This window comes from Pseudomonas promysalinigenes, assembly GCF_014269025.2.
GTDB classification, from domain to species: domain Bacteria; phylum Pseudomonadota; class Gammaproteobacteria; order Pseudomonadales; family Pseudomonadaceae; genus Aquipseudomonas; species Aquipseudomonas promysalinigenes.
Genome location: NZ_CP077094.1, coordinates 3,282,892 through 3,296,983, shown reverse-complemented (window position 1 = coordinate 3,296,983; position 14,092 = coordinate 3,282,892). Strand labels below are relative to the sequence as shown.

At 59.2% G+C, this 14,092-nt stretch carries 11 protein-coding genes; 10 read left to right on the top strand and 1 reads right to left on the bottom strand.

The genetic code is table 11. From position 1 onward, the window contains the following. Positions 1-149 precede the first annotated feature (149 nt). The 7 genes from HU725_RS15115 to HU725_RS15085 all read left to right on the top strand — a co-directional run bounded on the left by HU725_RS15115 (position 150) and on the right by HU725_RS15085 (position 10,621). Positions 150-2,981 (top strand): 2-oxoglutarate dehydrogenase E1 component, encoded by a 2,832-nt coding sequence (locus HU725_RS15115; RefSeq protein WP_060478581.1) that lies wholly within the window; start codon positions 150-152, stop codon positions 2,979-2,981. Positions 2,982-3,023: 42 nt separating this feature from the next. Continuing rightward, complete coding sequence (gene odhB / locus HU725_RS15110) at positions 3,024-4,247, top strand: 2-oxoglutarate dehydrogenase complex dihydrolipoyllysine-residue succinyltransferase (RefSeq protein ID WP_186478564.1); 1,224 nt, start codon at positions 3,024-3,026, stop codon at positions 4,245-4,247. A 95-nt stretch (positions 4,248-4,342) separates the two neighbouring features. Next, positions 4,343-5,779 (top strand): dihydrolipoyl dehydrogenase, encoded by a 1,437-nt coding sequence (lpdA, locus tag HU725_RS15105; protein WP_060478579.1) that lies wholly within the window; start codon positions 4,343-4,345, stop codon positions 5,777-5,779. A 172-nt stretch (positions 5,780-5,951) separates the two neighbouring features. After that, positions 5,952-7,118, top strand: a complete 1,167-nt coding sequence (sucC, locus tag HU725_RS15100) for an ADP-forming succinate--CoA ligase subunit beta (RefSeq protein ID WP_023381351.1) — start codon at positions 5,952-5,954, stop codon at positions 7,116-7,118. After that, a complete protein-coding gene (gene sucD, locus HU725_RS15095) occupies positions 7,118-8,002 on the top strand; it encodes a succinate--CoA ligase subunit alpha (RefSeq protein WP_016393102.1) in 885 nt (294 codons plus the stop codon). The genes sucC and sucD overlap by 1 nt, the downstream gene beginning before the upstream one ends. 376 nt (positions 8,003-8,378) lie before the next feature. Then, a complete protein-coding gene (gene brnQ, locus HU725_RS15090; protein ID WP_186478563.1) occupies positions 8,379-9,692 on the top strand; it encodes a branched-chain amino acid transport system II carrier protein in 1,314 nt (437 codons plus the stop codon). A gap of 179 nt (positions 9,693-9,871) precedes the next feature. Next, complete coding sequence (locus HU725_RS15085) at positions 9,872-10,621, top strand: DUF599 domain-containing protein (protein ID WP_186478562.1); 750 nt, start codon at positions 9,872-9,874, stop codon at positions 10,619-10,621. 68 nt (positions 10,622-10,689) lie between these two features. Here HU725_RS15085 and HU725_RS15080 read toward each other — a convergent pair whose 3' ends face one another. Continuing rightward, a complete protein-coding gene (locus HU725_RS15080; RefSeq protein WP_060478576.1) occupies positions 10,690-10,953 on the bottom strand; it encodes a hypothetical protein in 264 nt (87 codons plus the stop codon). A gap of 152 nt (positions 10,954-11,105) precedes the next feature. Here HU725_RS15080 and HU725_RS15075 point away from each other — a divergent pair, with 152 nt between their 5' ends. From HU725_RS15075 to htpG, 3 genes are all read left to right on the top strand, one after another. Continuing rightward, a complete protein-coding gene (locus HU725_RS15075; RefSeq protein ID WP_186478561.1) occupies positions 11,106-11,582 on the top strand; it encodes a PaaI family thioesterase in 477 nt (158 codons plus the stop codon). Next, positions 11,579-12,061 (top strand): PaaI family thioesterase, encoded by a 483-nt coding sequence (locus HU725_RS15070; protein WP_186478560.1) that lies wholly within the window; start codon positions 11,579-11,581, stop codon positions 12,059-12,061. The genes HU725_RS15075 and HU725_RS15070 overlap by 4 nt, the downstream gene beginning before the upstream one ends. A gap of 69 nt (positions 12,062-12,130) precedes the next feature. Further along, positions 12,131-14,038, top strand: a complete 1,908-nt coding sequence (gene htpG, locus HU725_RS15065) for a molecular chaperone HtpG (protein WP_060478573.1) — start codon at positions 12,131-12,133, stop codon at positions 14,036-14,038. The last annotated feature ends 54 nt before the right edge of the window (positions 14,039-14,092 follow it).

The following is a 14,092-nucleotide window of genomic DNA, read 5'->3' as shown; positions in this document are numbered from 1 at the left end:
ATGAAGATATGAGACCAGCAGGGGCTTTCCGGGCTGGTACCCGGAAAATCAGCAGGATCCAAGTGGCGTGGTTCAGTCGCTTCTTTCGGACTTTTCCAGGTTTGCTGTGGTTTTTTGCCGATCAGTCCCCTAACCGAGGGTGACCAAGCATGCAAGAAAGCGTGATGCAGCGCATGTGGGAAAGCGCCCACCTTTCAGGTGGTAACGCTGCATATGTGGAAGAGCTCTACGAACTCTACCTGCACGACCCTAACGCTGTGCCAGAAGAGTGGCGCACTTACTTCCAGAAGTTGCCCGCCGACGGCAGCACCGCTACCGATGTATCGCACTCGACGATCCGCGACCATTTCGTACTGCTGGCAAAGAACCAGCGCCGCGCTCAGCCGGTTTCTGCCGGGAGCGTGAGCACAGAACACGAGAAGAAGCAGGTTGAAGTTCTGCGACTGATCCAGGCCTATCGTATGCGCGGCCATCAGGCTGCCAAGCTCGACCCGTTGGGCTTGTGGCAGCGACCTGCGCCAGTAGACCTGTCGATCAATCATTACGGCTTGACCAATGCCGATCTTGATACGACCTTCCGTGCCGGCGACCTGTTCATCGGCAAAGAGGAGGCGAGCCTACGCGAGATCTTCGAGGCCCTCCAGAAGACATATTGTCGCACCATTGGCGCCGAGTTCACCCACATTGTCGATTCTGAGCAGCGCAGCTGGTTCCAGCAGCGCCTGGAAAGCGTGCGCGGTCGTCCGGAGTTTTCCGCCGACGTGCAGGCCCACCTGCTCGAGCGCGTGACTGCCGGTGAGGGCCTGGAGAAGTACCTGGGCACCAAGTACCCTGGTACCAAGCGCTTCGGCCTCGAGGGCGGCGAAAGCCTGATCCCGATGCTGGACGAAATGATCCAGCGCTCCGGCTCCTACGGCACCAAGGAAGTGGTGATCGGCATGGCCCACCGCGGCCGTCTGAACGTGCTGGTCAACACCTTCGGCAAGAACCCGCGCGAGCTGTTCGACGAGTTCGAAGGCAAGAAGATGAACGAGCTGGGCTCCGGTGACGTGAAGTATCACCAGGGCTTCTCCTCCAACGTGATGACGCCGGGCGGCGAAGTCCACCTGGCCATGGCGTTCAACCCGTCCCACCTGGAAATCGTCTCGCCAGTGGTGGAAGGGTCGGTGCGTGCCCGTCAGGACCGCCGCAACGATACCCTGGGTGACAAGGTACTGCCGATCTCGATCCACGGCGATGCGGCATTCGCCGGCCAGGGCGTGGTCATGGAAACCTTCCAGATGTCGCAGACCCGCGGTTTCAAGACCGGCGGCACCGTGCACATCGTGATCAACAACCAGGTTGGTTTCACCATCAGCAATCCGCTGGACGCGCGCTCCACCGAGTACGCCACCGACGTTGCCAAGATGATTCAGGCGCCGATCCTGCACGTCAACGGCGACGACCCGGAAGCCGTATTGTTCGTGACTCAGCTGGCCGTCGACTACCGCATGCAGTTCAAGCGTGACGTAGTCATCGACCTGGTCTGCTACCGTCGCCGTGGCCACAACGAGGCAGACGAGCCGAACGGTACTCAGCCGCTGATGTACCAGCAGATCAGCAAGCAGCGCACCACGCGCGAGCTGTATGCCGAGTCGCTGATCCAGGCCGGTCGCATCGATGCCGAGCGCGCCCAGGCCAAGATCGACGAATACCGCAACGCCCTGGACAACGGGCTGCACGTGGTCAAGAGCCTGGTCAAAGAACCGAACCGTGAGCTGTTCGTCGATTGGCGCCCTTACCTGGGCCATGCCTGGACTGCACGCCACGACACCCGCTTCGACCTCAAGACCCTGCAGGACCTGTCGGCCAAGCTGCTGGAACTGCCTGAAGGCTTCGTCGTCCAGCGTCAGGTTGCCAAGATCTACGAAGACCGCCAGAAGATGCAGGCCGGTGGCTTGCCGATCAACTGGGGTTACGCGGAGACCATGGCCTACGCCACCCTGCAGTTCGAAGGTCACCCGATCCGCATGACCGGCCAGGACATCGGCCGTGGCACCTTCTCGCACCGTCACGCGGTGCTGCACAACCAGAAGGACGCCAGCACTTACGTTCCGCTGAAAAACCTGTTCCCAGGCCAGCCGCGGTTCGAACTGTACGACTCCTTCCTGTCGGAAGAGGCGGTACTGGCCTTCGAATACGGCTATTCCACCACCACGCCGAACGCGCTGGTGATCTGGGAAGCCCAGTTCGGCGACTTCGCCAACGGTGCGCAAGTGGTGATCGACCAGTTCATCACCAGCGGTGAGCACAAATGGGGCCGCCTGTGCGGTCTGACCATGCTGCTGCCACACGGCTATGAAGGGCAGGGGCCTGAGCACTCCTCCGCGCGCCTGGAGCGCTACCTGCAACTGTGCGCCGAGCACAACATCCAGGTTTGCGTGCCCACCACGCCTGCACAGATCTACCACCTGCTGCGTCGTCAGGTCATCCGTCCGCTGCGTAAGCCGCTGATCGTACTGACGCCGAAGTCGCTGCTGCGCCACAAGCTGGCCATTTCGACCTTGGAAGACCTGGCCGAAGGCTCGTTCCAGACCGTGATCCCGGAAATCGACACCCTCGATCCGGCCAAGGTCGAGCGCCTGGTGCTGTGCGGCGGCAAGGTTTACTACGACCTGCTGGAAAAACGCCGTGCCGAAGGCCGTGAAGACATCGCCATCGTGCGTATCGAGCAGCTGTATCCGTTCCCAGAGGACGACCTGGTCGAGATCCTCTCGCCTTACACCAACCTCAAGCATGCGGTTTGGTGTCAGGAAGAACCGATGAACCAGGGTGCCTGGTACAGCAGTCAGCACCACATGCGCCGTATCCTGGGCCGTCACAACAAGGCTCTGGTCCTGGAATACGCCGGTCGCGACGCTTCCGCCGCGCCTGCCTGTGGTTACGCATCGAAGCACGCCGAGCAGCAAGAGAAACTGCTGCAAGACGCCTTCACTGTTTAATGCCTTCGCGCACCTGAAACCGAATTTAAGGAAACACAGATAATGGCTATCGAGATCAAAGCCCCAACCTTCCCGGAATCGGTTGCCGATGGCACCGTTGCCACTTGGCACAAACAGCCTGGCGATGCCGTCAAGCGTGACGAACTGATCGTCGACATCGAAACCGACAAAGTCGTCCTGGAAGTACTGGCCACCGCCGACGGTGTGCTGGGCGCCATCGTCAAAGGCGAGGGCGACACCGTCCTGTCCGATGAAGTGCTGGGCTCGATCGTTGAAGGCGGTGCCGCCGCCGCCGCCGCCGCCCCTGCTGCTGCCCCTGCTGCCGCTGCTCCGGCCGCCGCCGCCGCCGATGCTGGCGAAGACGACCCGATCGCAGCACCTGCCGCCCGCAAGCTGGCCGAAGAGAACGGTATCGACCTGGCTGCCGTTGCCGGCACGGGTAAAGGTGGCCGCATCACCAAGGAAGACGTCGTCGCTGCCGTGGCCAACAAGAAATCGGCGCCTGCTCCGGCTGCCAAGCCTGCTGCAGCGGCCGCTGCCCCGGTGGTGGTTGCCGCTGGCGATCGCACCGAGAAGCGCGTGCCGATGACCCGCCTGCGCGCCAAGATCGCCGAACGCCTGGTCGAAGCCCAGTCGAGCATGGCGATGCTGACCACTTTCAACGAAGTCGACATGACCGAAGTCATGGCGCTGCGTTCGAAGTACAAGGATCTGTTCGAGAAGACCCACAACGGCGTGCGCCTGGGCTTCATGTCGTTCTTCGTCAAGGCTGCTACCGAAGCGCTCAAGCGCTTCCCGGCTGTCAACGCCTCGATCGACGGCAACGACATCGTCTACCACGGTTATGCCGATGTCGGCGTTGCCGTATCCAGCGACCGCGGCCTGGTGGTGCCGGTACTGCGCAACGCCGAGTCGATGAGCCTGGCTGAAATCGAGAACGGTATCGCCACCTTCGGCAAGAAGGCCCGTGACGGCAAGCTGGCAATCGAGGAAATGACCGGCGGCACCTTCACCATCACCAACGGTGGTACCTTCGGTTCGATGATGTCGACCCCGATCGTCAACCCGCCACAAGCTGCCATCTTGGGCATGCACAACATCATCCAGCGTCCGATGGCCATCAACGGCCAGGTGGTCATCCGCCCGATGATGTACCTGGCGCTGTCCTACGATCACCGTCTGATCGACGGCAAGGAAGCGGTAACCTTCCTGGTCACCATCAAGAACCTGCTGGAAGATCCGTCTCGCCTGCTGCTGGACATCTAATCGAACAGCCAAAAGTTGCAAGCTGCAAGCTTCGAGCAGAAGCGTGTAGGCTTGCAGCTTTTGGCTTGTAGCTAGTTGCTGATAAGGAATCTTTTATGACCCAGAAATTTGACGTAGTGGTAATCGGTGCAGGTCCTGGCGGCTATGTGGCTGCCATCAAGGCCGCACAACTTGGTCTGAAGACTGCCTGTATCGAGAAGTACACCGACGCCGAGGGTAAGCTGGCCCTGGGTGGCACCTGCTTGAACGTAGGTTGCATTCCATCCAAGGCGCTGCTGGACAGCTCCTGGAAGTACAAGGAAGCCAAGGAGAGCTTCAACGTCCACGGTATTTCCACCGGTGACGTGCAGATGGATGTTGGCACCATGGTTGGCCGCAAGGCTGGCATCGTCAAGAACCTGACCAGCGGTGTTGCAACGCTGTTCAAGGCCAACGGCGTGACTTCGATCCAGGGCCACGGCAAGCTGCTGGCTGGCAAGAAAGTCGAAGTGACCAAAGCTGACGGCACTACCGAAGTCATCGAAGCCGAAAACGTGATCCTCGCTTCGGGTTCCCGCCCGATCGACATCCCACCAGCGCCTGTCGACCAGAACGTCATCGTCGACTCCACCGGCGCACTGGAATTCCAATCGGTACCAAAGCGCCTGGGCGTGATCGGTGCTGGCGTGATCGGCCTGGAACTGGGCTCTGTGTGGGCTCGCCTGGGTGCTGAAGTCACTGTCCTGGAGGCTCTGGATACCTTCCTGATGGCTGCCGACACCGCCGTGTCCAAAGAAGCCCAGAAGACCCTGACCAAGCAAGGCCTGGACATCAAACTGGGTGCTCGCGTCACCGGTTCGAAAGTCAACGGCAACGAAGTCGAAGTCACCTACACCAACGCCGAAGGCGAGCAGAAGATTACCTTCGACAAGCTGATCGTCGCGGTCGGCCGCCGTCCGGTAACTACCGATCTGCTGGCTGCTGACAGCGGTGTGAACATCGACGAGCGCGGCTATATCTACGTCGATGACTACTGCGCCACCAGCGTGCCGGGCGTCTACGCCATCGGCGACGTGGTGCGTGGCCTGATGCTGGCGCACAAGGCCTCGGAAGAGGGCATCATGGTGGTCGAGCGCATCAAGGGCCACAAGGCTCAGATGAACTACGACCTGATCCCATCGGTGATCTACACCCACCCGGAAATCGCTTGGGTCGGCAAGACCGAACAAGCCTTGAAGGCCGAGGGTGTTGAGGTTAACGTAGGCACCTTCCCGTTCGCGGCCAGTGGCCGTGCCATGGCAGCCAACGACACGGGTGGTTTCGTCAAGGTCATCGCCGACGCCAAGACCGACCGCGTTCTGGGCGTTCACGTGATCGGCCCATCGGCTGCCGAACTGGTACAGCAGGGCGCAATCGCAATGGAATTCGGCACCAGTGCCGAGGATCTGGGCATGATGGTCTTCAGCCATCCAACCCTGTCCGAAGCGCTGCATGAAGCAGCGCTGGCAGTGAATGGCGGCGCCATTCACGTAGCCAACCGTAAGAAGCGTTAATCATAAGAAACCACGGCGGTCTGCCCGTCGTGAGTCTTGCGTGCATGACTCACCGCGGAATGTCCGCCGGACCAGGCTACACGGGAAAACCCGGGGTCAATGGTCACAGGTGGTGCGGCGCCAGTGATGGCGCAGCGCCGAAGCGCAGTACCTAACGAAGACGGTAAAAAGCATGAATCTTCACGAGTATCAGGGTAAGCAGCTGTTCGCTGAGTACGGCCTGCCAGTTTCCAAGGGTTTCGCGGTCGACACCCCTGAAGAAGCAGCAGAAGCCTGCGACAAGATCGGTGGTTCGGAGTGGGTCGTCAAAGCCCAGGTCCACGCCGGTGGTCGCGGTAAAGCGGGCGGCGTAAAGCTGGTTCGCAGCAAGGAAGACGCCAAGGCGTTCGCTGCACAGTGGTTGGGCAAGAATCTGGTTACTTACCAGACCGATGCCAACGGTCAACCCGTCTCCAAGATTCTGGTCGAATCCTGCACCGACATCGCCAAAGAGCTGTACCTGGGCGCTGTAGTGGACCGTTCGAGCCGCCGTATCGTGTTCATGGCCTCCACCGAAGGTGGCGTGGACATCGAGAAAGTCGCGCACGAAACGCCTGAGAAGATCCTCAAGGCCACCATCGACCCACTGGTTGGCGCTCAGCCGTTCCAGGGTCGTGAGCTGGCATTCCAGCTGGGTCTGGAAGGCAAGCAAGTACAACAGTTCGCCAAGATCTTCGTAGGCCTGGCCAAGCTGTTCAAGGATCACGATCTGGCCCTGCTGGAAGTGAACCCGCTGGTGATCAAGGCCGATGGCGATCTGCACTGCCTCGATGCCAAGATCAACATCGACGCCAACGCCATGTACCGTCAGCCTAAGCTGAAAACTTTCCACGACCCGTCTCAGGACGACGCCCGTGAAGCTCACGCTGCCAAGTTCGAACTGAACTACGTTGCCCTTGAAGGTAACATCGGCTGCATGGTCAACGGTGCCGGCCTGGCCATGGGTACCATGGATATCGTCAACCTGCACGGCGGCAAGCCAGCCAACTTCCTCGACGTGGGCGGTGGTGCTACCAAAGAGCGCGTTACCGAAGCGTTCAAGATCATTCTGTCCGACAGCAATGTCGCGGCCGTTCTGGTCAACATCTTCGGCGGCATCGTTCGTTGCGACATGATTGCCGAAGGCATCATCGGTGCAGTGAAAGAAGTTGGCGTCAAGGTTCCGGTTGTGGTTCGCCTCGAAGGCAACAACGCCGAACTGGGCGCTAAAGTACTGGCAGAAAGCGGTTTGAACATCATTGCGGCAACCAGCCTGACCGACGCTGCTCAACAAGTTGTCAAAGCTGCGGAGGGCAAGTAATGAGCGTCCTGATCAATAAAGACACCAAAGTCATCTGCCAGGGCTTCACCGGCTCGCAGGGTACTTTCCACTCCGAACAAGCCATTGCCTACGGCACCAAGATGGTCGGCGGCGTTACCCCAGGCAAGGGTGGTACCACCCACCTGGGCCTGCCGGTGTTCAACACCGTCAAGGAAGCCGTGGAAGCCACCGGCGCTGACGCTTCGGTCATCTACGTTCCAGCTCCGTTCTGCAAGGACTCGATCCTGGAAGCTGCATTCGGCGGCATCAAGCTGATCGTCTGCATCACCGAAGGTATCCCGACCCTGGACATGCTCGATGCCAAGGTCAAGTGCGATGAACTGGGCGTGACCCTGATCGGCCCTAACTGCCCAGGCGTGATCACGCCAGGCGAGTGCAAGATCGGCATCATGCCAGGCCACATCCACTTGCCAGGCAAGGTCGGTATCGTTTCGCGTTCCGGCACCCTGACCTATGAAGCGGTCAAGCAGACCACCGACGCCGGCTTCGGCCAGTCGACCTGCGTAGGTATCGGCGGTGACCCGATCCCAGGCTCGAACTTCATCGATATCCTCAAGCTGTTCCAGGAAGATCCGAAGACCGAAGCGATCGTCATGATCGGTGAGATCGGCGGCTCGGCTGAAGAAGAAGCGGCGGCCTACATCAAGGCCAATGTCACCAAACCAGTCGTTTCCTACATCGCCGGTGTAACTGCACCTGCGGGCAAGCGCATGGGCCACGCTGGCGCCATCATCTCCGGCGGCAAGGGCACTGCGGACGAGAAGTTCGCCGCGCTGCAGGACGCTGGTGTGAAGACCGTGCGTTCCCTGGCTGACATCGGCAAGGCACTGGCCGAGCTGACCGGCTGGGAAGCCAAGAAGTAATACCTGCTACACCCCCCACGCGCACAAAGGCCACCTTCGGGTGGCCTTTGTCGTTGCTGGCAGGCGCATTTCAGCTTGTGGAAAATTCGATAGGTGCTGTCAGGTTTTTCCACCAGACATTTGCTCGAATCGGCAATAAATTATCGCCGCAGTCAGATAACCAGACGACAAACACTTACGCACATCGGACAAGCAGCACTGGATCAGTGCGTTTGTTGGGTAAAACGGTTAATCTACGCGCTCACTCTGTGCCCGTACCCCAAAAGGGAACGACACGCTAAACGGGTCTGGCTCATCAAGCCGGGCAGCATTTCCCCGCATCCAAATGGGAAATCCCCTCTCGAATCCCGATTTCAGCAGTGTGGTACTACCTTAAATGAAAGTTCTCAAAGGCCAGGATATCCTGGCGCTTGGCTTTATGACGTTCGCGCTTTTCGTAGGCGCTGGCAACATCATTTTTCCGCCTATCGTAGGCCTGCAGTCCGGCCCACACGTATGGATGGCGGCTCTGGGCTTTTTGGTCACTGCTGTGGGCTTACCGGTCATCACCGTAGTCGCCCTGGCCAAAGTCGGTGGCGGCATGGACGCCCTGAGCAGCCCGATCGGCAAGTTCTTCGGTGGCCTGCTAGCGGCCGTTTGCTACCTGTCGGTCGGTCCACTGTTCGCCACGCCGCGTACGGCAACGGTGTCGTTCGAAGTTGGCGTGGCGCCGTTGACGGGTGAAAGCCCAACTGCGCTGTTCATCTACAGCCTGGTTTATTTCGCCGTGGTCTTGGCGGTGTCGATGTATCCAGGCAAGTTGCTGGACACGGTCGGCCGCTTTCTCGCGCCACTTAAGATCATCGCCTTGGCGGTGCTGGGTATTGCAGCCTTCGCCCTGCCGGCCGGGACCATCGGTGAGGCGCAGCCGGCCTACGCCGCCTCGGCATTCTCCAAGGGCTTCTCCGATGGCTACCTGACCATGGACACACTCGGTGCGCTGGTGTTCGGTATCGTCATCGTCAACGCCATTCGTTCGCGTGGTGTCGAATCGCCCAAGCTGATCACCCGCTACGCCATTATCGCCGGCCTGATCGCCGGTGTCGGCTTGGCATTGGTATACATCAGCCTGTTCCGCCTGGGTGCCGGTAGTCACGATATCGCCGCCGGAGCCACTAACGGTGCCGCTGTCCTGCATGCCTACGTGCAGCATACCTTCGGCTCCCTGGGCAGCGGCTTCCTTGCGGTGCTGATTGCCTTGGCGTGCCTGGTGACCGCAGTGGGCCTGACCTGTGCCTGTGCGGAGTACTTCAGCCAGATGCTGCCGTTGTCGTACCGTGCGTTGGTGGTTATCCTGGCTGGCTTCTCGCTGTTGATCTCCAACCTGGGCCTGACCAAGCTGATCATGTTCTCGATCCCGGTCCTCACCGCCATCTATCCGCCATGCATCGTAGTGGTGGGGCTGAGCTTCGTGAAAGAGCTGTGGAATTCGCCTACGCGCATCCTGGCACCGGTAATGCTGGTATCGCTGGTCTTTGGGATCGTCGATGCGATCAAGGGCAGCGACATTGCCCACGTGCTGCCTGATGCCCTGGCACACTTGCCGCTGAGCGATCAAGGCCTGGCTTGGCTGGTGCCGTCGGTGTTGACTCTGATTGGCGCAGTGGTGTGCGACCGTATGCTGGGCAAGCCCCGCGAAGCCTTGGCATGAGCCGTTGATGCCTGAGCGCGGCGCCGGCCAAAAGCCATAGGCTGTCTGCCAAGGGTCAAGACGAAGAAAGCCCCGTACCTCTAATGGTGCGGGGCTTTTTCGTTTCAGGTGTGCCTTTTGCCGCTGTTGGACGTCGAAACCCGGATACTTGTATTTGTGCTGCCCCTCGGGAAATCTGCATGAACTTCATCCAAAGCAACCTTCACAACCTACTGGCTGTCTGCTGGTTCGTAGTCTGCTGGGGTGGTTACACCCGCTATGCCATCTGGAAGGGGCGCGATACTGCCTGCCTGGCCAGTGTGCTGCATTTGTACCGGGAAGACTGGATGCGCCGCATGCTGCTGCGCGACAACCGTATTGCAGATGCCAGCGTTATCGGCAACCTGGAGCGCAACGCCTCATTCTTTGCCTCCAGCACGCTGATTATCCTGGCAGGGATTCTGACCGTGTTGGGGGCGTCGGATCGCGCGCTGTCGTTGCTTGCAGACCTACCCCTGGTGCAGCAGACCTCGCAAGGAATGTCCGAGATCAAGCTGCTGTGCCTGGCCTTGGTCTTCGTCTACGCCTTTTTCACGTTCAGTTGGTGCATGCGTCAATACAACTTTGCCGCCGTGCTGGTGGGGTCTGCACCGATGATCGGTGAGCGTCAGGTCAATGAGCTGGAGCGTAAGGCTTTTGCTTCTCGAGCAGCGCGCGTGCTGTCGCTGGCGGCCAACCAGTTCAACTTGGGCCTGCGCTCTTATTACTTTGGGATGGCCATGCTGACCTGGTTCATCAGCCCATGGCTATTCATGGTCATGAGTGTGGGGGTGGTTCTGATTTTGTATCGCCGCGAGTTTCACTCCGATGTACTGGACGTTATGGTCTTCACACCCACTGAAAGTCCAGCGACCGACACGCCAAGAGAAAGTTCCGGCATAACTAACTGAATCGATTAATCGCTAAATCTCAGGCACAAAAAAACCCGACAATGTCGGGTTTTTTTGTTTGGACCCAATTACTGCTTGGCAGGTTCGGTCGGAGCTGGAGTCGCAGGGGCAGCCTCTTGGGCAGCCTTTTGCTCGGCTTCAGCCTGATCTTTGGCGGCTTCGGCATTTTCCTTGGCAGCGTCGTTCATCTTATCCTGAGCATCGCTCATCTTTTCCTGAGCTTGTTCACGGTGTTCTTGTGCGTCCTGGGCTTTGTCTTCACTCGCTTTATCGCAAGCAGCCAGGCCCATGGCAGCAGCCAGCATCAGAGCAAAAGCAAAAGGTTTACGCATGGGGTTGTTTCCTCTTAGTGATAAGTGAGTTGTTTCTTCGAGTTCAGCCCTGCCGAAGAAGTTCCGCATTCGTTCAAGATATATAACGCACCGTTCTACATGGACTTTTTACTGGTTTTATGCCGTCAAGGCAGTGATCACGGAAACAGCGTATGAACGATTCAAGCTTGCCGGCCATGGCCGAACGTTTTCTTTCAGCATTAAGTCACTGTCGGTTGTTGGACATGCGCGTGGCCCATGCCGACAGTGAGGGGATGACGCTGGTCATGCCCTGGTCCCCGGCAATCGTCGGCAACCCGCAGACGGGCGCGGTACACGGCGGGGCATTGACCACCCTGATGGATACAACCTGTGGGATGGCCACGTTGTGCGTACTGCCACGTTTCGAGGTATGCCCGACACTGGACCTGCGTATCGACTACATGCATGGCGCGTTACCCGGCAAGCCAATCTACGGGCATGCTCAATGTTATAGAGTGACACGCGACGTGATCTTCACCCGTGGCACCGCCTATCAGGACGACCCTGGCCAGCCAATCTGCCATGTTGTGGGCACCTTCATGCGCCTGGGTCAGGAGATCAAAGGGGGCATCCGCTTCGGTAACAGTCTCAAGGAGGGTGGCGCATGATCCCTGAAGACGTCCGGTTGCAACTGAACGCTGCCCATGCACGTGGTGAGTACGAGCCGTTGCTAGGCTTGATCCCCTATGCCGGCCTTATCGGTATTCAGTGCCAGCGTGAGGGCGACGACCTGCTGTTTTGCCTACCAGCCAGTCAGCGCAACATTGGCAACCCCTTGCTGCCGGCCATTCATGGTGGTGTCATCGCGGGTTTCATGGAGCTTGCTGCGGCGCTTTACCTGCTTGTCTACAGCGAAAGCGCGAGCATTCCGAAAATCATCGATTTTTCCATCGACTACCTGCGTGCCGGGCATTTTCGCGACACCTACGCCCAATGCCAGTTGTTCCGTCAGGGGCGGCGGGTAACCAACGTGGCCATCACCGCCTGGCAGGCTGACCGACATTCGCCGATCGCCACCGCGCGTGCACATTTCAAGATCGAACCGCAAAAGCCCTTGAAATCGTCCGGGCAGCCCCCATCTGCATGACATCCGCCGTTAAAGCAGGCCATACCGGCCGCCAGGCGCCATTGCCATCAGATCGGAGTTTTGAAGACCATGAGTGTGGAGACTCAAAAAGAAACGCTGGGCTTCCAGACCGAGGTGAAGCAACTGCTGCACCTCATGATCCATTCGCTGTACTCGAACAAAGAGATCTTTCTGCGTGAGCTGATCTCCAACGCCTCCGACGCTGCCGACAAACTGCGCTTCGAAGCCCTGGCCAAGCCAGAGCTGCTCGAGGGCGATGCCGACCTGAAGATCCGTCTGAGCTTCGACAAGCAGGCCGGCACTGTGACCCTCGAAGACAACGGCATCGGCATGAGCCGTGAAGATGTGATTGCTCACCTGGGCACCATCGCCAAGTCGGGCACCGCTGACTTCATGAAGAACCTCACCGGCGATCAGAAGAAGGATTCGCACCTGATCGGTCAGTTCGGCGTTGGCTTCTACTCGGCGTTCATCGTCGCCGACAAGGTCGATGTCTACAGCCGCCGTGCCGGTTTGCCTGCCGCTGAAGGTGTGCACTGGTCTTCCAAAGGTGAAGGCGAGTTCGAAGTTGCAACCATCGACAAGCCCCAGCGCGGCACCCGTATCGTTCTGCACCTGAAAAAAGACGAGCAGGAATTCGCCGATGGTTGGCGCCTGCGTAATGTGGTCAAGAAGTACTCCGACCACATCGCCTTGCCGATCGAATTGCCCAAGGAGCAGCCTGAAGCTGCCGAGGGTGAAGAGCAGCCTGCCCAGGAATGGGAAACCGTCAACCGCGCCAGCGCTTTGTGGACCCGCTCCCGCTCTGAGGTCAAGGACGAGGAATACCAGGAGTTCTACAAGCACATCGGTCATGATTTCGAGAACCCGCTGACCTGGAGCCACAACAAGGTCGAAGGCAAGCTCGAATACAACTCGCTGCTGTACGTGCCTGCTCGCGCCCCGTTCGACCTGTATCAGCGCGAAGCACCTCGCGGCCTGAAGCTGTATGTGCAGCGCGTGTTCATCATGGACCAGGCCGAGTCGTTCCTGCCGTTGTACCTGCGCTTTATCAAGGGTGTGGTCGATTCCAACGACCTGTCGCTGAACGTGTCTCGCGAAATTCTGCAGAAAGACCCGATCATCGACTCGATGAAGACTGCGCTGACCAAGCGCGTATTGGACATGCTCGAGAAGCTGGCCAAGAACGAGCCTGAGCAGTACAAGGGCTTCTGGAAGAACTTTGGCCAAGTGCTCAAAGAAGGCCCTGCAGAAGACTTCGCCAACAAAGAAAAGATTGCCGGCCTGCTGCGCTTTGCGTCCACTCAGGACGACAGCGGCGAGCAGAGCGTGTCGCTGGCTGACTACCTGGCTCGTGCCAAGGAAGGTCAGGACAAGATCTACTACCTCACCGGCGAGTCCTACGCGCAGGTCAAGAACAGCCCGCACTTGGAAGTCTTCCGCAAAAAGGGCATCGAGGTACTGCTGCTGACCGACCGCATCGACGAGTGGCTGATGAGCTACCTGAACGAGTTCGACGGCAAGGCGTTCGTTGACGTTGCACGCGGCGACCTGGACCTGGGCAAGCTGGACTCGGAAGAGGACAAGAAAGCACAGGAAGAAGTGGCCAAGGACAAAGAGGGCCTGGTCGAGCGCCTCAAAGGTGCACTGGGTGACAGCGTGGCAGAGGTGCGTGTTTCCCACCGCCTGACTGACTCGCCTGCGATCCTGGCCATCGGCGAGCAGGACCTGGGCCTGCAGATGCGCCAGATCCTGGAAGCCAGCGGCCAGAAGGTGCCTGAGTCCAAGCCGATCTTCGAGTTCAACCCAACTCACCCGTTGATCGAGAAGCTCGACCACGAGCAGAGTGAAGACCGGTTCGCTGAGCTGTCGCACATTCTCTTCGATCAAGCCGCCCTGGCGGCCGGTGACAGCTTGAAGGACCCGGCGGCTTACGTTCGTCGCCTGAACAAGCTACTGGTCGAGCTATCTGCTTGAGTTGATGCATCACAAAGCCCGCTTCGGCGGGCTTTTTTCATGGCGGGATGTCGT

What these genes read in the sequence shown, in the direction of transcription:
- HU725_RS15115 (WP_060478581.1), top strand. Translation starts at nt 150, where the DNA reads ATGCAAGAAAGCGTGATGCAGCGCATGTGGGAAAGCGCCCACCTTTCA.
- sucD (WP_016393102.1), top strand. Translation starts at nt 7,118, where the DNA reads ATGAGCGTCCTGATCAATAAAGACACCAAAGTCATCTGCCAGGGCTTC.
- HU725_RS15080 (WP_060478576.1), bottom strand. Translation starts at nt 10,953, where the DNA reads ATGCGTAAACCTTTTGCTTTTGCTCTGATGCTGGCTGCTGCCATGGGC.
- htpG (WP_060478573.1), top strand. Translation starts at nt 12,131, where the DNA reads ATGAGTGTGGAGACTCAAAAAGAAACGCTGGGCTTCCAGACCGAGGTG.
- odhB (WP_186478564.1), top strand. Translation starts at nt 3,024, where the DNA reads ATGGCTATCGAGATCAAAGCCCCAACCTTCCCGGAATCGGTTGCCGAT.
- HU725_RS15085 (WP_186478562.1), top strand. Translation starts at nt 9,872, where the DNA reads ATGAACTTCATCCAAAGCAACCTTCACAACCTACTGGCTGTCTGCTGG.
- HU725_RS15070 (WP_186478560.1), top strand. Translation starts at nt 11,579, where the DNA reads ATGATCCCTGAAGACGTCCGGTTGCAACTGAACGCTGCCCATGCACGT.
- HU725_RS15075 (WP_186478561.1), top strand. Translation starts at nt 11,106, where the DNA reads ATGAACGATTCAAGCTTGCCGGCCATGGCCGAACGTTTTCTTTCAGCA.
- brnQ (WP_186478563.1), top strand. Translation starts at nt 8,379, where the DNA reads ATGAAAGTTCTCAAAGGCCAGGATATCCTGGCGCTTGGCTTTATGACG.
- lpdA (WP_060478579.1), top strand. Translation starts at nt 4,343, where the DNA reads ATGACCCAGAAATTTGACGTAGTGGTAATCGGTGCAGGTCCTGGCGGC.
- sucC (WP_023381351.1), top strand. Translation starts at nt 5,952, where the DNA reads ATGAATCTTCACGAGTATCAGGGTAAGCAGCTGTTCGCTGAGTACGGC.